19 protein-coding genes are annotated in these 17,669 nt (G+C 57.9%); 9 read left to right on the top strand and 10 right to left on the bottom strand.

Features of this window, described 5'->3' with window-relative positions; genetic code table 11:
- The first annotated feature begins 5 nt into the window (after nt 1-5).
- The 4 genes from AO065_RS23465 to tsaA all read left to right on the top strand — a co-directional run bounded on the left by AO065_RS23465 (nt 6) and on the right by tsaA (nt 2,500).
- Nucleotides 6-449 carry a GNAT family N-acetyltransferase gene (locus AO065_RS23465; protein ID WP_004879108.1) on the top strand — a complete coding sequence of 148 codons (444 nt, stop codon included), beginning with the start codon at nt 6-8 and terminating at the stop codon, nt 447-449.
- 91 nt (nt 450-540) lie between these two features.
- Nucleotides 541-1,251 carry an rRNA pseudouridine synthase gene (locus AO065_RS23460; RefSeq protein WP_004879105.1) on the top strand — a complete coding sequence of 237 codons (711 nt, stop codon included), beginning with the start codon at nt 541-543 and terminating at the stop codon, nt 1,249-1,251.
- A 69-nt stretch (nt 1,252-1,320) separates the two neighbouring features.
- The gene (locus tag AO065_RS23455) at nt 1,321-1,782 is read left to right on the top strand and encodes a YehS family protein (protein WP_004879103.1); all 462 of its coding nucleotides are present in this window, start codon (nt 1,321-1,323) and stop codon (nt 1,780-1,782) included.
- 10 nt (nt 1,783-1,792) lie between these two features.
- The gene (gene tsaA / locus AO065_RS23450; protein WP_004879102.1) at nt 1,793-2,500 is read left to right on the top strand and encodes a tRNA (N6-threonylcarbamoyladenosine(37)-N6)-methyltransferase TrmO; all 708 of its coding nucleotides are present in this window, start codon (nt 1,793-1,795) and stop codon (nt 2,498-2,500) included.
- A 49-nt stretch (nt 2,501-2,549) separates the two neighbouring features.
- Here the strand turns inward: tsaA and fpr are convergent, their stop codons facing one another.
- Complete coding sequence (gene fpr / locus AO065_RS23445) at nt 2,550-3,329, bottom strand: ferredoxin-NADP reductase (RefSeq protein WP_002554680.1); 780 nt, start codon at nt 3,327-3,329, stop codon at nt 2,550-2,552.
- Between the two features lie 123 nt (nt 3,330-3,452).
- On the opposite strand from fpr, the gene AO065_RS23440 reads away from it, so the two are divergent.
- Nucleotides 3,453-4,379: a LysR family transcriptional regulator gene (locus tag AO065_RS23440; protein ID WP_004879099.1), complete on the top strand. Its 927-nt coding sequence runs from the start codon at nt 3,453-3,455 to the stop codon at nt 4,377-4,379.
- A 14-nt stretch (nt 4,380-4,393) separates the two neighbouring features.
- Here the strand turns inward: AO065_RS23440 and AO065_RS23435 are convergent, their stop codons facing one another.
- The 3 genes from AO065_RS23435 to AO065_RS23425 form a co-directional block, all read right to left on the bottom strand.
- Complete coding sequence (locus AO065_RS23435; RefSeq protein ID WP_004879098.1) at nt 4,394-4,759, bottom strand: diacylglycerol kinase; 366 nt, start codon at nt 4,757-4,759, stop codon at nt 4,394-4,396.
- A gap of 81 nt (nt 4,760-4,840) precedes the next feature.
- Nucleotides 4,841-5,488, bottom strand: a complete 648-nt coding sequence (gene erdR, locus AO065_RS23430) for a response regulator transcription factor ErdR (protein WP_004879097.1) — start codon at nt 5,486-5,488, stop codon at nt 4,841-4,843.
- A 237-nt stretch (nt 5,489-5,725) separates the two neighbouring features.
- Nucleotides 5,726-6,436, bottom strand: coding sequence for a tRNA-uridine aminocarboxypropyltransferase (locus tag AO065_RS23425; protein WP_004879094.1), 711 nt, complete (start codon nt 6,434-6,436; stop codon nt 5,726-5,728).
- Between the two features lie 218 nt (nt 6,437-6,654).
- On the opposite strand from AO065_RS23425, the gene AO065_RS23420 reads away from it, so the two are divergent.
- Both AO065_RS23420 and AO065_RS23415 read left to right on the top strand, forming a co-directional pair.
- Nucleotides 6,655-7,071: a quorum-sensing-regulated virulence factor family protein gene (locus AO065_RS23420; RefSeq protein WP_004879092.1), complete on the top strand. Its 417-nt coding sequence runs from the start codon at nt 6,655-6,657 to the stop codon at nt 7,069-7,071.
- A gap of 348 nt (nt 7,072-7,419) precedes the next feature.
- Nucleotides 7,420-8,538, top strand: coding sequence for an LOG family protein (locus AO065_RS23415; protein WP_004879088.1), 1,119 nt, complete (start codon nt 7,420-7,422; stop codon nt 8,536-8,538).
- 2 nt (nt 8,539-8,540) lie between these two features.
- Here AO065_RS23415 and recX read toward each other — a convergent pair whose 3' ends face one another.
- From recX to AO065_RS23400, 3 genes are all read right to left on the bottom strand, one after another.
- Nucleotides 8,541-9,008: a recombination regulator RecX gene (gene recX / locus AO065_RS23410; protein ID WP_004879087.1), complete on the bottom strand. Its 468-nt coding sequence runs from the start codon at nt 9,006-9,008 to the stop codon at nt 8,541-8,543.
- A 5-nt stretch (nt 9,009-9,013) separates the two neighbouring features.
- Nucleotides 9,014-10,078 (bottom strand): recombinase RecA, encoded by a 1,065-nt coding sequence (recA, locus tag AO065_RS23405; RefSeq protein WP_004879084.1) that lies wholly within the window; start codon nt 10,076-10,078, stop codon nt 9,014-9,016.
- 93 nt (nt 10,079-10,171) lie between these two features.
- On the bottom strand, nt 10,172-10,672 hold the full coding sequence (locus AO065_RS23400; RefSeq protein ID WP_004879083.1) for a CinA family protein: 501 nt from the start codon (nt 10,670-10,672) through the stop codon (nt 10,172-10,174).
- Between the two features lie 485 nt (nt 10,673-11,157).
- Between AO065_RS23400 and mutS the strand changes: the two genes are divergently transcribed.
- Nucleotides 11,158-13,725, top strand: a complete 2,568-nt coding sequence (mutS, locus tag AO065_RS23395; protein ID WP_162234353.1) for a DNA mismatch repair protein MutS — start codon at nt 11,158-11,160, stop codon at nt 13,723-13,725.
- 245 nt (nt 13,726-13,970) lie between these two features.
- A complete protein-coding gene (fdxA, locus tag AO065_RS23390) occupies nt 13,971-14,294 on the top strand; it encodes a ferredoxin FdxA (RefSeq protein ID WP_004879079.1) in 324 nt (107 codons plus the stop codon).
- Between the two features lie 538 nt (nt 14,295-14,832).
- Here fdxA and rpoS read toward each other — a convergent pair.
- From rpoS to AO065_RS23375, 3 genes are all read right to left on the bottom strand, one after another.
- A complete protein-coding gene (gene rpoS / locus AO065_RS23385; protein WP_004879076.1) occupies nt 14,833-15,843 on the bottom strand; it encodes an RNA polymerase sigma factor RpoS in 1,011 nt (336 codons plus the stop codon).
- 102 nt (nt 15,844-15,945) lie between these two features.
- Nucleotides 15,946-16,812 (bottom strand): peptidoglycan DD-metalloendopeptidase family protein, encoded by an 867-nt coding sequence (locus AO065_RS23380; RefSeq protein ID WP_004879073.1) that lies wholly within the window; start codon nt 16,810-16,812, stop codon nt 15,946-15,948.
- Nucleotides 16,813-17,016: 204 nt separating this feature from the next.
- Nucleotides 17,017-17,652, bottom strand: a complete 636-nt coding sequence (locus tag AO065_RS23375) for a protein-L-isoaspartate(D-aspartate) O-methyltransferase (protein ID WP_004879071.1) — start codon at nt 17,650-17,652, stop codon at nt 17,017-17,019.
- Nucleotides 17,653-17,669 lie beyond the last annotated feature (17 nt).

Here is a 17,669-nt window from a genome sequence, read left to right as displayed (position 1 = left end):
GGCCGATGGAATTCTACATTCCAGACAAGAACGACTACCCGGCTTTGGTAGACCTGTGGGAGCGCTCGGTACGCGCCACTCATGACTTTCTGCCAGACGCCTACATCACGCTGTTGAAAGATCTGCTGCTCAGGCAATACCTGGACAGTGTGACCCTGTTCTGTACCCGTGACGCGCAACTGGACATCACCGGCTTCGCAGGCGTCAACCGGAGCAAACTCGACATGCTGTTCATCGACCCTGAGCACCGGGGAGAAGGACTGGGCTCACAGCTGCTGACCCATGCGATCTCACAGTTCCACATCTACGAGCTGGACGTGAACGAACAGAATCCGCAGGCGCTGGGCTTTTATCTCAAGCACGGTTTCGAAGTGGTCAGCCGTTCCGAAGTCGATGGCCTGGGCAGCCCCTATCCGATGCTCAGGATGCATTTGAGCCGCCGCAATTGACGTGACTGAAGGCGCAATTGCAATGTTGCCGCGATTAACCCGGCGCAGGCGGTTACAATGGCGCCTTTCTCATCAGTAAACGGCTTCTTTCATGACAGACCCCATTCGCCTCTCCAAACGCCTCATCGACCTGGTCGGCTGCTCCCGCCGGGAGGCCGAACTGTTCATCGAGGGCGGCTGGGTCACCGTGGATGGCGTGGTGGTCGAAGAGCCGCAATTCAAGGTCGATAACCAGAAGGTCGAGCTGAGCCCTGATGCCAAGGCGGATTCACCGGAGCCGGTCACGATCATCTTTCACACGCCCGCCTCGGTGACTGCCGAAACCGCTCTGCAGATGATCACGCCGGGCACCCTGTCCGAAGAACACAGCTATGGCAAGCGCCCGCTCAAGGGCCACTTTCTGCGGCTTGAAGCGATCTCCAGCCTGCAGGCCAACGCCAGCGGCCTGATGGTGTTCAGCCAAGACTGGAAAATCCTGCGCAAACTCACCGACGACCGCAGCAAGATCGAGCAGGAGTACGTGGTGGAGATCTCCGGCGAGATGGTCCCTCATGGATTGAATCGCCTGAACCACGGGCTGACCTACAAGGGCAAGGAATTGCCGAAGGTCAAAGCCAGCTGGCAGAACGAGAACCGCCTGCGTTTCGCCATGAAGAATCCGCAGCCAGGCGTCATCGCCCAGCTCTGCGAGGCCGTCGGCCTGAAAATCATCTCCGTTCGCCGCATCCGCATTGGCGGCGTGTCCATGGGCAAGCTGCCTGAAGGGCAATGGCGCTACATGACAACCAAGGAAAAGTTCTAACTTTCCCCTCATTACCGGGCGTACGCATTTGCTCGTGCGCCGTCAAAAGACTTACAGGACTCACCGCTCATGATGAACAACGATGTATTGCGCAGCGTGCGCTACATGCTCGATATCAGCGACAGCAAGATTGTCGAAATCACAAAGCTGACCGGTTTTGAGGTCTCCAAGAGCGACGTCATTGCGTTCATGAAGAAAGAGGAAGAAGAAGGCTATCTGGATTGCAGCGATGAGATCATGGCGCACTTCCTGGACGGTCTGGTCTACTTCAAGCGCGGCAAGGACGAGAGCCGCCCACCTCAAGCCATTGATCTGCCGATCACCAACAACATTGTGCTGAAAAAGCTGCGTGTGGCCTTCGAACTGAAAGAGGACGACATGCACGCAATCCTCAAGTCCGTCGACTTCCCGGTCTCCAAGCCGGAGCTGAGCGCGCTGTTTCGCAAAGTGGGCCATACCAATTACCGCGAATGCGGCGACCAGCTGCTGCGTAACTTCCTCAAGGGCCTGACCCTGCGCGTTCGCGGCTGAGTCGGCGGGCATGACCCATACCGTTTCACCGGTCGGCTACGTGCGCTCCTGCTTCAAGGAGAAGTTCGCCATTCCGCGTCAGCCACACCTGGCGCCAGCCGCGCGCGGCGTACTGGAACTGGTCGCCCCTTTCGATCAGGGCGACGCGGTACAGGGTCTGGAGCAGGTCAGCCATGTCTGGCTGCTGTTCCTGTTTCATCTGGCGCTTGAAGACAAGCCACGCTTGAAAGTTCGCCCACCTCGCCTGGGCGGCAATCAATCGATGGGCGTGTTCGCCACCCGCGCAACGCATCGCCCCAATGGTATCGGTCAATCAGTGGTCAGGCTGGATAAAGTCGAAGCCGGACGCCTCTGGTTGTCGGGTATCGACCTGCTTGACGGCACGCCGGTGCTGGACATCAAGCCCTACGTGCCCTACGCCGACGCCGTCGGGAGCGCGACCAACTCGATGGCCAGCGCTGCGCCCGAGCTGATTCCGGTGCACTGGCAAGATGCCGCGCTGGTTCAGGCGCACGAGCATGCCTTGAGACTGGGCGAACCACTGGTGGAACTGATCGAGCAATGTCTGGCTCAGGACCCGCGGCCTGCCTATCAGGTGCCCACGCCCGAACGTCGCTACGGTGCGCAGTTCTGGGATCTGGATGTTCGCTGGCATTACCCTCAGGCAGGCGTCATTTGCGTGCTGGAAGTGGTCCCGGCACAAGTTTCCGGCCAATAAAAAACCGCCTCATCCTGCGCAAGGGTGGGGCGGTTTTTTTCAATCCGGCTTACTTCTCGACGAATGCACGCTCGATCAGGTAATCGCCGGGCTCACGCATGCGTGGGGAAACAGTCAGGCCGAAGCTGTTAAGCACTTCGCTGGTCTCGTCCAGCATGCTCGGGCTGCCGCACAGCATGGCGCGGTCGTCCTGAGGATTGATCGGCGGCAGACCGATGTCGCTGAACAGCTTGCCGCTGCGCATCAGGTCAGTCAGGCGGCCTTCGTTCTCGAACGGCTCACGGGTTACGGTCGGGTAGTAGATCAGCTTGTCACGCAGCGCCTCACCGAAGAACTCGTTCTGCGGCAAGTGCTCGGTGATGAACTCGCGGTAGGCGACTTCGTTCACGTAACGCACGCCGTGGCACAGGATAACCTTTTCGAAACGCTCGTAGGTCTCGGGGTCCTGGATCACGCTCATGAACGGCGCCAGGCCTGTGCCAGTGCTGAGCAGATAAAGATGCTTGCCCGGCTTGAGGTCGTCCAGCACCAGCGTGCCTGTAGGCTTCTTGCTGATGATGATCTCGTCGCCTTCCTTGAGGTGCTGCAGCTGCGAGGTCAGCGGACCGTCAGGCACCTTGATGCTGAAAAACTCCAGATGCTCTTCCCAGTTAGGGCTGGCAATCGAATACGCACGCATGAGCGGACGACCGTTTGGCTGCTGCAGACCGATCATGACGAACTGACCGTTCTCGAAACGCAGACCAGGGTCGCGGGTGCACTTGAAACTGAAGAGGGTGTCGTTCCAGTGATGGACGCTGAGGACACGCTCGTGGTTCATGTTGCTCATGTACGTGGGAACTCCTGAAAATTTCGTGCGCGCAGGGGCACGGCGCTATTGCGCGACATTCTAGTGGCAGACACAATATCTGTTAAATGAATTATCAAGATATGGGTTATCGGTTATATAGATATGCGATTCACTCTTCGTCAACTTCAGGTCTTTGTCGCCGTCGCCCAGCAGGAAAGCGTCTCGCGCGCTGCCGTGCTGCTTTCACTCTCCCAGTCGGCTGCCAGTACATCAATCACCGAACTGGAGCGTCAGTCCAGCTGCCAGCTCTTCGACCGCGCCGGCAAACGACTGAGCCTCAATGCCACGGGACGCCAGTTGTTGCCCCAAGCGGTTGCCCTGCTCGATCAGGCCAAGGAAATCGAAGACCTGCTCAACGGCAAGTCAGGTTTCGGCTCGTTGGCCGTTGGCGCGACGCTGACCATCGGCAACTATCTGGCGACGCTGTTGATCGGTGGCTACATGCAGCGTCATCCGGAAAGCCAGGTGAAACTGCATGTGCAGAATACGGCGCACATCGTGCAACAGGTGGCGCATTACGAAATCGACCTGGGTTTGATCGAGGGCGATTGCAGCCACCCCGACATTGAAGTGCAGTCCTGGGTCGAAGATGAACTGGTGGTGTTCTGTGCGCCGCAGCATCCGCTGGCCAAGCGCGGCCAGGCCACACTGGAAGAACTGACGCGTGAAGCCTGGATTCTGCGCGAACAGGGATCCGGCACTCGGCTGACATTCGATCAGGCCATGCGCCATCACCGTAACGGTCTGAACGTGAAGCTGGAACTGGAGCACACCGAGGCCATAAAACGTGCGGTGGAATCAGGGCTCGGCATCGGCTGCATTTCCAGACTGGCGCTGCGCGATGCGTTTCGTCGTGGCAATCTGGTGGAATTGACCACCCCGGATCTGGACCTGTCCCGGCAGTTCTACTTCATCTGGCACAAACAGAAGTACCAGACCTCCGCCATGCGCGAATTTCTCGACCTCTGCCGGGCATTTACCGCCGGAGTGCAGCGCAGCGACGAAATCGTGCTCCCGAGCCTGTACTGATCAACGATTCAGGTTCAGCCCAGCAGAACGATGCCCCACACCAGACCGATCATGGTCAAGGCAATGAACTGCGCAGCGCTGCCCATATCCTTTGCGTTCTTGGACAGCGGATGCAGGTCCAGCGAGATCCGGTCGATGGCCGCCTCGACAGCGGAGTTGAGCAACTCGACGATCAACGCCAACAGACACACCGCCACCAGCAATGCATGCTCGCCTTTACTGACCGTCAGAAAAAACGACAGCGGAATCAGCACCACATTGAGCAGCACCAGCTGACGGAAAGCGGCTTCGCCCTTGAAAGCGGCGGTCAGGCCATCCAGGGAATAACCTGCGGCGTTAAGGATTCGTTTCAGACCGGTTTGGCCTTTGAAGGGCGACATAGAGAGGCTGCTGTACTGTAAGGAAGAGGAAAGCTAAGGGAACGCAGGTCAAAAAAGCGTGAACATTTCTGTGACTGGCGGTTAGCTGGCGGAGATGGATTCGAGTTGTTGCAGCAGCAACGCTGCCTGGGTCCGGGTGCGCACACCGAGCTTGCGGAAGATCGCCGTCACGTGAGCCTTGATGGTGGCTTCAGAGACGCTCAGCTCAAAAGCGATCTGCTTGTTCAACAGTCCCTCACACACCATGGTAAGCACCCTGAACTGCTGCGGCGTCAGGCTGGCGAGCCCGGCACTGGCGGCTTTGGCCTCATCCGACACGCTGATGGTTTCGTTTACCTGCGGCGGCCACCACACGTCACCCTCCAGAACGGTACGCACCGCATGCTGAATGGCCTCAAGCGAACTGGACTTGGGAATGAAACCGCTGGCACCGAATTCTCTGGAGCGAACAACTATGGACGCCTCTTCCTGCGCCGACACCATGACGACAGGGATCTGCGGGTATTGCCCGCGCAACAGCACAAGACCGGAAAAGCCATAGGCGCCGGGCATGTTCAGATCAAGCAACACTAGGTCCCAGTCTGTTTTCTGCTCCAGATGTGATTCCAGTTGCGCGATGCTTTCTGCCTCGACCAGCCGTGCATCTGGCCCCAGGCCGATGCTCAACGCCTGCCGCAGCGCACTGCGAAACAGAGGATGATCGTCGGCGATCAGGATGTCGTAGGTCATGTGTTGATCCTGTTTTCATAGTGAGGGCCAGCAACGCAGGCCGCTCAGCAGGGCATCCGGAAATGCCGGCAAATTCACGTTGCCCGATCAGGCAGGTGCAGCGCCAAACCCGGTGAATCGGCGTCCAAGCGGCGCCAAGCATGCCCAGCAACACCATGACGGTCAAGCATGAAGCGCCCCGGAGCCCACAACGAGATGGCAATCAGCCAACAGCCATAGGGATACATGCCGCGCAGGCTATATAAAAGCCTTCAAATGATTGTGCGCTGCGTCGTCCGGATCAATCGGTCGCTGGTACTTGGCACCCAGATAATGAGCGCTGAACACATCCAGATAAGCATCAAGCACGCCACTGGCGCTGACATCGTCGGCCAATTCCAGGCACAGCGCAGCCACTTCTGCCGTACAGAAATGGTCATCACGCCTGGACCGCCGCAGTCGGTAGCGGGATATCTGCTCGGGCTCCAGGCTCAGCACCGGAAACTTCTCCAGATACGGGCTTTTGCGAAACATCTTGCGTGCTTCGGTCCAGGTGGCGTCCAGCAGAATGAACAACGGCCGCTTGCCGTTTTCGCGTGAGACCTGAGTCACCACTCGCTCACTGGCGACGAACTCACCCGGGAAGACGATGTACGGTTGCCATTGCGGATCATCCAGCAACGCCAGCAGCTGCTCGTCGACCTCGATGCGCGACCAGCCGAACGCGTGCGTGTCTTCGATGACATCGGCAATCAGCCAGCCGGTATTGGTCGGCTTCAAAGGCTCGGTGTCGTACATCAGCAGGCACATGCCCGAATCAGCCGCGACCTTGGGTCGCCATGCACATAAACAGTAGCTGGAGATGACCCGGCAATCAGGGCAGCGTGGCGCACGCGAGCCTCGGGCGATGAACGGTTTGGTACTGCGTGCCAGTCGCTCATCGCGCAGGCGGGAGACAGCGTGGCTCATTGCAGCACGCACCAACTGAGGGAATACATCGACACCACGAGAACTCGGCAGGAATAAAGTGTGCGCAGTTTATCAGAGCGCTGACCGTTCAACCCTAGGCTGTGTGAAGAGTCCTGTCTTATACTGCTGCGCCATCCAGACCCGCAGTCGGCAGGTTATCCCGGAACGCACTTTGAAGTCGCTGGTCCAACGGCCAGCTACTTAATCAGGAGAGTTTAATGCTGCGCCTCATCGCCCCTACCCTTACGCTTTTGCTCGTTGCTCCGCTGTGCGCCCAGGCGGCGTCGAAGCAGGAGTTCGAACTCAGCAAGATGCTGGAAAAAGTCGCGAAGGAAAGCAGCGTCGGTACGCCTCGCGCGATCAACGAAGACATTCTGGATCAGGGTTACACCGTCAACGGCAAGGAGCTGATCAACCACCTGAGCGTTCGTGAAGGCCAGGCGCAGCAAATGCGCGCCAATCCGGACGCCATGCGTAACCAGTTGGGCAACAGCGTCTGCCATAACAATGGCTACCGTCAGTTGATGACCAAAGGCGCCGTGCTCAAGTATCAGTTCACCGAGTACAAGACCAATCGCCCGGTCGCGACTCAGAGCTTCCAGGCCTCGGACTGCACGGTCAAACCCAAGAAATAAGCTGCCTTGCCCTTCCCGTGCGCCTGCCCCTCAGGCGCACGCCAGTCTCGTTTCGAGACATCCTGCAACGCCTCCAATCTCAAGACGAACCGAGAACCGATGGCCTTTTTGAAGGCGTCGGCACATCATCGATTCGACACATAAGCCAGACTGGCGCTATAAACTTCTGACAGCCAACCGGCACTTTTCAGGCACGTGGACAACAGGAGCGACACGTTCATGTGCACCCATCGTTTCTTGTGAACCAGGGAAACAGACAGAATCCCTACGATCCGGTATCGCTCAGCTCATCTTTTTGACCGATAGAGCAGGAGCGGATCGAGGAATCTGCAGGAGGAGACATCTTGAATGCCGTATGTACCTAACGATCTTCTGTCCAGACACTTTCAAAGCAATGGCCTGGACCTGACCGGCAAGATTGAAGAACACATTCATCAGGTCGCCCCAGGCAGCCCCAATCTTGCGCTTTACCGAGACATGATGCTGACCGTCCTGCGCATGGCTCAGGATGACCGTAATCGCTGGAATGCCAAGATAACCCTGCAGACCCTCCGCGAGTTGGACAACGCCTTTCGAGCGTTGGAGCGCTTCAAGGGCCGACGCAAAGTGACAGTGTTCGGCTCGGCCCGGACACCTATGGAACATCCGCTCTATGCGCAAGCTACGGAGCTGGGGGCAAAACTGGCACAGTCCGACATGATGGTGATCACCGGAGCGGGCGGCGGCATCATGGCGGCGGCCCATGCGGGAGCAGGCCTCAAGCACAGCCTGGGCTTCAACATCACCCTACCCTTCGAGCAACATGCCAACGCAACGGTAGAGGGCACGGAAAACCTGCTGCCCTTCCACTTCTTCTTTACCCGCAAGCTGTTCTTCGTCAAGGAAGCGGACGCACTGGTGTTGTGCCCGGGCGGTTTCGGCACGCTGGATGAAGCGCTGGAAGTGCTGACACTGGTTCAAACCGGGAAAAGCCCGTTGGTACCCATCGTACTGCTGGATACACCGGGCGGCAGCTTCTGGCAAAGCGCGCTGGACTTCATCAAGACGCAACTGGAAGACAACCACTACATTCTTCCGGCCGACATGAAGCTGATGCGGCTGGTGTACAACACCGACGAAGCTGTGGATGAAATCAGACGGTTCTACAGCAACTACCACTCCAGCCGCTGGCTGAAGAGCAAGTTCGTGATTCGCATGCACCATGCGCTCAGCGAGCAGGCGCTTGCGCACATGCAGGAGACGTTTGCCGACTTGTGTGTCAGCGAGGGATTTCATCAGCACGGTTATCAAGGTGAAGAGCACGATGAGGCTCAATTCAGCCATCTCACGCGGCTGGCTTTCACCTTTACTGGACGTAATCAGGGTCGACTTCGAGAGCTGGTGGACTACATCAACTCGCCTGAGAATTGGTCGAAACCCTCAGGTGAACAACAGTCAGCGCATCAACGCGAACCGCTGAACGCCTGATATCAATCGTCCATGCCTCGGCCGCTCAACAGGCGGCCGATCATGTCCAGCGGAAAACCCCGGTAACTCAGGAATCGACCCTGTTGGGCACGCTCACGTGCGTCAGCAGGCATGCGCCCGGCAAACTTGCGCTGCCAGGTTTCCTGAAGCTTTTCCTGCCAGTCAACGCCGCACTCTTTCAGCGCCTGCTCGATATCGGCACGCTGCAAGCCGCGTTGGCTCAGCTCTTCACGGATACGCACAGGACCGTAGCCCGAACGAGACCGATAGGAAACAAAGCTTTCAAGATAACGGGATTCAGAGAGCAGCCCTTCCTCGATCAGACGATCAAGAGCGGCTTCTATATGCTCAGGGGAGGCGCCGCGCTGACGCAGCTTTCGCGTCAGCTCGACTCGACCATGCTCGCGTCGCGCGAGCAGGTCCATTGCAGTTCGCCTGACGGCGACGGGTGTATCAAGCACGGCAGACATGGATATCAGCTATCGGCGTCTGCTTCAGCCATGTCGTCAGCCACTGCAGGCTCGCGGGAACCAACGGCTTTGGTATCAACGCCAGGCGTCAGCAGCTTGTCGCGAATCTGCTTCTCGAGGGCGTTACCGATTTCCGGGTTATCTGCCAGGAACTTGGCCGAGTTGGCCTTGCCCTGACCGATCTTGCTGCCCTGATAGCTGTACCAGGCACCGGACTTCTCGAGGAAACCGTGCAGTACGGCCAGATCGATGATTTCGCCGTTGAGGTAGATGCCCTTGCCGTAAAGGATCTGGAACTCGGCCTGACGGAACGGCGGAGCCACCTTGTTCTTGACGACCTTGACGCGGGTCTCGCTGCCGACCACTTCGTCGCCTTCTTTCACAGCACCAGTACGACGGATGTCCAGACGTACCGAGGCGTAGAATTTCAGTGCGTTACCACCGGTGGTAGTTTCCGGGCTACCGAACATCACACCGATCTTCATACGGATCTGGTTGATGAAGATCACCAGGCAGTTGGCGTTCTTGATGTTACCGGTGATCTTGCGCAGCGCCTGCGACATCAGACGTGCCTGCAGACCCACGTGCATGTCACCCATCTCGCCTTCGATCTCGGCCTTCGGAACCAGAGCGGCAACGGAGTCGACCACGATCACGTCGATGGCGTTGGAGCGCACCAGCATGTCGGTGATTTCCAGAGCCTGTTCACCGGTGTCCGGCTGCGAGACCAACAGGTCGTCGACGTTGACGCCCAGCTTGCCTGCGTACTCGGGATCAAGTGCGTGTTCGGCATCGACAAATGCACAGGTCGCGCCCATTTTCTGGGCCTGAGCGATGACAGACAGTGTCAGTGTGGTTTTGCCGGAAGACTCGGGACCGTAGATCTCCACGATCCGGCCTTTTGGCAGACCACCAATACCGAGTGCGATATCCAGACCGAGCGAACCGGTGGAAATGGCAGGAATCGCCTGACGGTCATGGTCGCCCATGCGCATCACGGCACCTTTACCGAACTGACGCTCGATCTGACCCAAGGCCGCAGCCAAGGCTTTCTTCTTGTTGTCGTCCATTGAAGTCCTCACGTAATCAAATTCAATTAGGGCCTTGATGGCCACAACACCTGTATAAGTAGACAGTATTATTCCACAGGGATCGACGCTCGCCTACCCCTGTTTTGGCATTTCTCCGCATGCGAGCGCGATGAGCCCCTCCAGCGCGGCTTTTACCGTTTGTCGGCGCACCTGCTCGCGGTCGCCAGCGAACCAGTGGCGCTGAGCGATGAGCCTGTCGCCGTCACCCCAGCAGATCCAGACCGTACCGACCGGCTTTTCGACCGAACCGCCGCCAGGTCCCGCCACGCCGCTGACCGCGACGCCGAACCTTGCACCGCTGTTGCCCTGAGCGCCGCGGGTCATGGCTTCGACGACAGCCTGGCTGACCGCGCCAACGCTGTCGAACAAGCCTTGCGGAACATCCAGCTGTCGCGTTTTCTGATTATTGGAATAAGTGACGTAGCCAGCCTCGAACCAGCCAGAGCTGCCGCCTGTACGCGTGATCGCTTCGGCGATGCCGCCGCCCGTGCAGGACTCGGCAGTCGTGACCTGCGCACCTATCGTTTGCAGAAGCTCGCCAAGCGAGTCGGCAAGCCGGGTTATGTCATCCACAGTATATTCCCGTTCAAATCTGCTGATCCTTGAAATCCGACCTGCTGAAACAAGCGGCTTTATGGAAAGCCGCTTGCCCGATCATGTACGTTGCTTCTTTTTTGAAACAGGCTTTCTGACCGTTTCGACCGTCGTTTCCCTTGGCCTGCGTTTCGCCTCATCCAAGGGAATGAAGCGCCCGGTGACCGAATCCCTTGCTCGTTTAAGTGCCATATAAAAGTCCTTTTTCATACGCCACCACTCACAGACGGTGGTGGTTGCAGGAGTCTATACAGCAATCACGAAGCTGTGGGCCTGCGGAAACCCGGGGTCACGATTGAGCCTTCACCAAACCCGGGACTGCACCCGCGCAACGTGCGTGATAACCTTGCGCCCATCGCAAACACTCGGCAGACATCCCTCAGTAAACGGAGGGATCACACGGCGCACCCCGAGGTTTACTCACTCTTCTCAAGAACTTGCCCAAACCACTGATGAATAAAGCAATTTCCGACCTCTCTTCGCACACTCCCATGATGCAGCAGTACTGGAAGCTGAAGAACCAGCATCTGGATCAGCTGATGTTCTATCGCATGGGCGACTTTTACGAGATCTTCTATGAAGACGCCAAAAAAGCCGCCAAGTTGCTGGATATTACGCTGACGGCACGCGGTCAGTCGGCGGGCCAGAGTATTCCCATGTGCGGCATCCCGTACCACGCTGCGGAAGGCTACCTGGCGAAGCTGGTGAAGCTGGGCGAATCGGTGGTGATCTGCGAGCAGATCGGTGATCCGGCGACCAGCAAGGGGCCGGTCGATCGTCAAGTCGTGCGCATCATCACGCCGGGTACCATCAGCGACGAAGCGCTGCTCGACGAGCGGCGCGACAACCTGATCGCCGCCGTGCTCGGCGACGAACGTCTGTTCGGCCTTGCCGTGCTGGACATCACCAGCGGCAATTTCAGCGTGCTGGAGATCAAGGGCTGGGAGAACCTGCTGGCCGAGCTCGAACGCATCAATCCGGTCGAACTGCTCATCCCGGATGACTGGCCTCAGGGCCTGCCGGCTGAAAAACGTCGCGGCTCACGTCGTCGCGCCCCTTGGGATTTCGAGCGCGACTCGGCGCACAAAAGTCTGTGTCAGCAGTTCGCGACTCAGGACCTAAAGGGCTTTGGCTGTGAAATGCTGACCCTGGCGATCGGCGCGGCGGGCTGCCTGTTGAGCTATGCCAAGGAAACCCAGCGCACCGCCTTGCCGCACCTGCGCAGCCTGCGTCACGAGCGTCTGGACGATACCGTGATTCTGGACGGCGCCAGCCGCCGCAACCTGGAACTGGACACCAACCTGTCGGGCGGGCGCGACAACACGCTGCAATCGGTCATGGACCGCTGCCAGACCGCCATGGGTACGCGCCTGCTGACCCGCTGGCTGAATCGCCCGCTGCGCGACCTGACCATTCTTCAGGCGCGTCAGACGTCGATTACCTGCTTTCTGGAACGCTACCGTTTCGAAAACCTGCAGCCGCAGCTGAAAGAAATCGGTGACATCGAGCGGATTCTGGCCCGTATCGGCCTGCGCAATGCGCGTCCTCGTGACCTGGCACGCCTGCGCGACGCCTTGAGCGCACTGCCCGAATTGCAACAGGCAATGAGCGAGCTGGAAGCGCCACACCTGCAACAACTGGCGCGCACCGCCAGCACTTATCCTGAGCTGGCCGACCTGTTGCAGCGGGCAATCATCGATAACCCGCCCGCAGTGATTCGTGATGGCGGCGTACTCAAGACCGGTTACGACGCCGAGCTGGACGAGCTGCAATCGCTGAGCGAGAACGCCGGCCAGTTCCTGATCGATCTGGAAGCACGCGAGAAGTCCCGGACCGGCCTGGCCAACCTGAAAGTCGGCTACAACCGGGTTCATGGCTATTTCATTGAGCTGCCCAGCAAACAGGCTGAACAGGCGCCCGCCGATTACATCCGTCGCCAGACCCTCAAGGGTGCCGAGCGCTTCATCACGCCGGAACTCAAGGAGTTCGAAGACAAGGCCCTGTCGGCCAAAAGTCGCGCACTGGCTCGGGAGAAAATGCTTTACGAGGCATTGCTCGAAGACCTGATCGGCCATCTTGCCCCACTGCAGGATACGGCGTCGGCACTGGCCGAGCTGGACGTGCTGAGCAACCTTGCCGAACGCGCACTGAATCTGGACCTCAATTGCCCGCGCTTTGTGGCCGAGCCCTGCATGCGCATCGAACAGGGTCGTCACCCGGTGGTCGAGCAGGTGTTGTCGACCCCGTTCGTGGCCAACGATCTGGCACTGGATGACAGCACCCGCATGCTGGTCATCACCGGCCCGAACATGGGCGGTAAATCGACCTACATGCGTCAGACGGCGCTGATTGTCCTGCTCGCGCACATCGGTAGCTTCGTGCCCGCCGCTCAATGCGAACTGTCGCTTGTCGACCGGATATTCACCCGGATCGGTTCCAGCGATGACCTGGCGGGTGGGCGCTCGACGTTCATGGTGGAAATGAGCGAAACAGCCAATATTCTGCACAACGCAACCGACCGCAGCCTGGTGCTGATGGACGAAGTCGGCCGCGGGACCAGCACCTTCGATGGTCTGTCCCTCGCCTGGGCTGCGGCAGAATGCCTCGCCCAACTGCGCGCCTACACCCTCTTCGCCACGCACTATTTCGAGCTGACCGTTCTGCCGGAAAGCGAGCCACTGGTCAGCAACGTGCACTTGAACGCTACCGAACATAACGAGCGGATCGTATTCCTGCACCGCGTTCTACCTGGGCCTGCGAGCCAGAGCTACGGCCTGGCGGTCGCACAGTTGGCCGGGGTTCCAGGCAAAGTCATCACCCGCGCCAAAGAGCATTTGCAGCGCCTGGAGACCACCAGCCTGCCTCACGAGCAGCCGCGCACCAAACCGGGCAAACCGGCAGCGCCGATGCAGAGCGATCTGTTTGCCAGCTTGCCGCACCCGGTGCTCGATGAACTGTCGAAGGTCAAGGTCGACGATCTCACACCGCGTCAGGCACTGGATTTGCTATACACATTGCAAACTCGACTGTGACGTAAGCCGTTACATGCTGTTAGAATCCCGCGCGGTCTGGGATGCGCTCAGCTTTTAGCCTGGCTGAGCAGCCGTTCGAGCCGCGTGAAGACGCAGCGAACCAAGGGTGAGTGGCAGGCGATGCAGTCAAACTGCTTCAAGGCCTTCATCAAAAGCACGTGTTTTCATAGGGCCGGGAACCGTCCCGAACCTGGCAACCCTGTCTGGAAGGGCTCTGCCGCAGCCGCCTGAGGAGAGAATTAGAAATGACCTTCGTCGTCACCGACAACTGCATCAAGTGCAAGTACACCGACTGTGTGGAAGTCTGTCCGGTGGACTGCTTCTACGAGGGCCCGAACTTCCTGGTGATTCACCCGGACGAGTGCATCGACTGCGCACTGTGCGAGCCTGAGTGCCCTGCGAACGCCATTTTCTCCGAGGACGAGATTCCGGCCGGTATGGAAAACTTCATCGAGCTCAACGCCGAGCTTGCCGAGGTATGGCCGAACATCACAGAGAAGAAGGACGCACTGCCGGATGCGGCAGAGTGGGACGGCAAGACAGGCAAGATTGCAGATCTGGAACGCTAGAATCCGGACTCCAAAAAAAAGGCCCTCTTGAGGGCCTTTTTTCATTCTGAATGAGATGAAGCTACTGAGCTGATGAAGTCTCGATAAAAAAGGGGCGGTATGACCCGCCCACATTTTTTCCTGATCCCTGTAATCCCTTTTCATCATCCTGATGAATCGCCTCATGCGATGTCCCTGACCTTCATCCTTGGAAGTCTGTACCGGTCCGTTGGTACAGCCCTGATAGTAGAGATTTGGCGCAGCACGGCAACCCGCCAAGCGAGCCAAAATATTTCCGCTTCTACCTGAATGGTTTTATAAAATCATAGGGATCAAGGGGTTATGAGGCACATGAATCGAATGTTTGGTAAATCTCACTTACAAAGCCTGGATAACTTACAGACTGTGTACGCAATGACGTACATGGCATGTGTCTCATAGGGACGCTTTCGGGAATCGGGCTTCAGAACTTAGAGCAGCCTTTGAATGATGACGACCATATAAAAAGCCGACATGAACAGGTTGCTCAGGTCGGCTCTTGTAACGCGGCTGGAGTTTTTTACTGGAAGAGCGATTCGCTCGAAAGACCGTTTTTCTCAAGGATTTCACGAAGACGCTTGAGGCCCTCGACCTGGATCTGTCGAACACGCTCACGCGTGAGTCCGATTTCCAGACCTACATCTTCAAGCGTGCTGCTTTCATGTCCCCGCAGTCCGAAACGGCGTATGACAACTTCGCGCTGCTTTTCGGTCAGCTCGCACAGCCACTGATCAATGCTTTGCGAAAGATCGACATCCTGCAGAAGCTCACAAGGGTCTGTGGGACGATCGTCCGTGAGCGTATCGAGCAACGTCTTGTCCGAATCCGGCCCAAGCGATACATCAACCGAAGATACCCGCTCGTTGAGACCCAGCATGCGCTTGACCTCGCCTACCGGTTTTTCCAGCAGGTTGGCGATCTCTTCAGGAGACGGTTCGTGGTCGAGCTTCTGAGTCAGCTCTCTGGCCGCACGCAGATAGACGTTCAGTTCCTTGACGACATGAATCGGCAACCGGATGGTCCGGGTCTGATTCATGATGGCTCGTTCAATGGTCTGGCGAATCCACCACGTGGCGTAGGTAGAAAAACGGAAACCGCGTTCAGGATCGAATTTTTCGACAGCCCGGATCAGGCCCAAGTTGCCCTCTTCGATCAGATCAAGCAATGACAGACCACGATTGACGTAGCGTCGGGCGATTTTCACCACCAGCCGCAGATTGCTTTCAATCATGCGTTTGCGCCCAGCCGGATCCCCACGTTGCGACAACCGCGCAAAGTGAACTTCTTCTTCCGGAGACAACAGCGGAGAGAACCCTATTTCATTGAGATACAACTGGGTAGCGTCGAGCGCCCGAGTGTAATCAATATATTTGTGTTGTTTGAGCGATGACGACGGCTTGGCCTTCGCGCGACCCGAGGCGGCAGTAGACGGCTGCTTCTCGTTCGGCGATTGCTCCAGGACAATGCCAGCTTCCATGAGAAGCACGTCATCATCGATGTCAAACTCCGGCGCTTCGTTGCTAAGAGCCATTGTTATAGTCCTTTGGTGAGTTCGACCTCAAGCTCCAGCGACGCCTATATCCGTGGCAACGCTTGAGCCTGTTCCTTCTGCGTCAGGAACAGGCGGCAACAATCAACGACGTGGCAAAAATTCCAGTGGGTCTACAGGTTTACCTTGTCGGCGAATCTCAAAATGCAGTTTCACCCGGTCAGTTCCTGTTGACCCCATTTCGGCAATCGTCTGCCCAGCCTTGACCTGCTGTCCTTCCCGTACCAAAAGCCTGCGGTTGTGACCGTAGGCGCTGACGTAGGTATCGCTGTGTTTGATGATGATCAATTCGCCGTAGCCCCGTAATCCACTTCCGGCGTAAACAACTGAACCATCAGACGCTGCCAAAACAGGCTGTCCCAAATCACCGGCGATATCAATTCCTTTATTCAAACTACCGTTTGAAGAAAATTTTCCTATCAATATGCCACTCGAAGGCCAGGTCCAACCGCTGGGAGACTTGCCTGCAGGCCCCGTCGCAGTAGTTGCAGACGGCGGTATGACGACCGGTACAACCGCAACCGGCTTGGACATCACAGTCGTTTTCACCGATCCCGAATTGCTGGTCGTCGTTGAAGTACTGGTCACCGGACGACCCGATGCAGGTGCCGACGCTACGCTCTGCGTTGAAGAGGAGCGCCCGTCAAAGCGAATCGTCTGACCGGGTTTGATGGTGAACGGTTCGGGGATCTGGTTGCGGGCAGCCAGCGCTTTCCAGTCCCAGCCATAGCGGAACGCAATGGAAAACAGCGTATCGCCGCGTTTGACGACGTACTGACCGGTCGTGACCGTAGGACGCTGGGCCACAGCGTTGCCGTTGCGGTCGACCACGCGGACACCGCCTGAGGGCGAACTTGAACAGCCGACCAAGAGGACACTGAGCGCAATGCCAATCAACAGACGCTGATAACTTCTCGAAGACCTGAGCTGCTGAATGACTGTGTGACTCACCCGCCACTCCCTTTACTGGTGACTGAATTCAAAGATGCCCATTGTGCCGCAAGAACGGCGGGCAGCCAGTGCTTAAAACGCATCAAAAACGGTGTAATGGAAGATCCGCCTCATGATTCGATGCAATTTTGCCATCGTTCTCATGAACAGACGGTTGTAGACCGATGACAGGCGCCAGAATTCACTCGTGACCTCTGGCGTTTTTCAGGCAAGAGGGCCGTTCAACAGCGGCACGAACCGCACGGCTCCCAATACGTGTCGGGAAAAGCCGTTTTCCTCTCGAATGATCAGCATCAATTGCTGGACCTCACCCGCGCCGACCGGAATGACCAGCCGTCCACCGGGTGCCAGTTGATCAAGCAATGCCTGCGGCACATCGGTGGCCACTGCCGTGACGATGATGCCATTGTAAGGAGCCAGCGCCGGCCATCCTTCCCAGCCATCACCCCAGCGGAAAACCACGTTGCGCAGGTTGAGTTCAACCAGACGCTCCTTGGCACGGTCCTGCAGGACCTTGATGCGCTCGACCGAGAACACCCTCTCCACCAGTTGCGCCAGTACGGCAGTCTGATAGCCCGAGCCGGTACCGATCTCCATCACCTTGTCCAGCGGCCCCGCCGCCAGCAGAAGCTCGCTCATGCGAGCCACCATGTAAGGCTGGGAAATCGTCTGGTTATGTCCGATGGGCAATGCAGTGTCTTCATAGGCGCGATGCGCCAGCGCTTCGTCGACGAACAGGTGACGTGGCGTCTTGCGGATCACATCCAGCACATGATTGTTCGACACACCTTCTTCGTACAGGCGTTGAATCAAGCGCTCGCGAGTACGTTGCGAGGTCATCCCGATCCCGCGACGTA

The organism is Pseudomonas viridiflava, assembly GCF_001642795.1.
GTDB lineage: Bacteria > Pseudomonadota > Gammaproteobacteria > Pseudomonadales > Pseudomonadaceae > Aquipseudomonas > Aquipseudomonas viridiflava.
The sequence above is the reverse complement of the archived record's forward strand: the minus strand, read 5'-3'. Positions and strand labels throughout refer to the sequence as shown.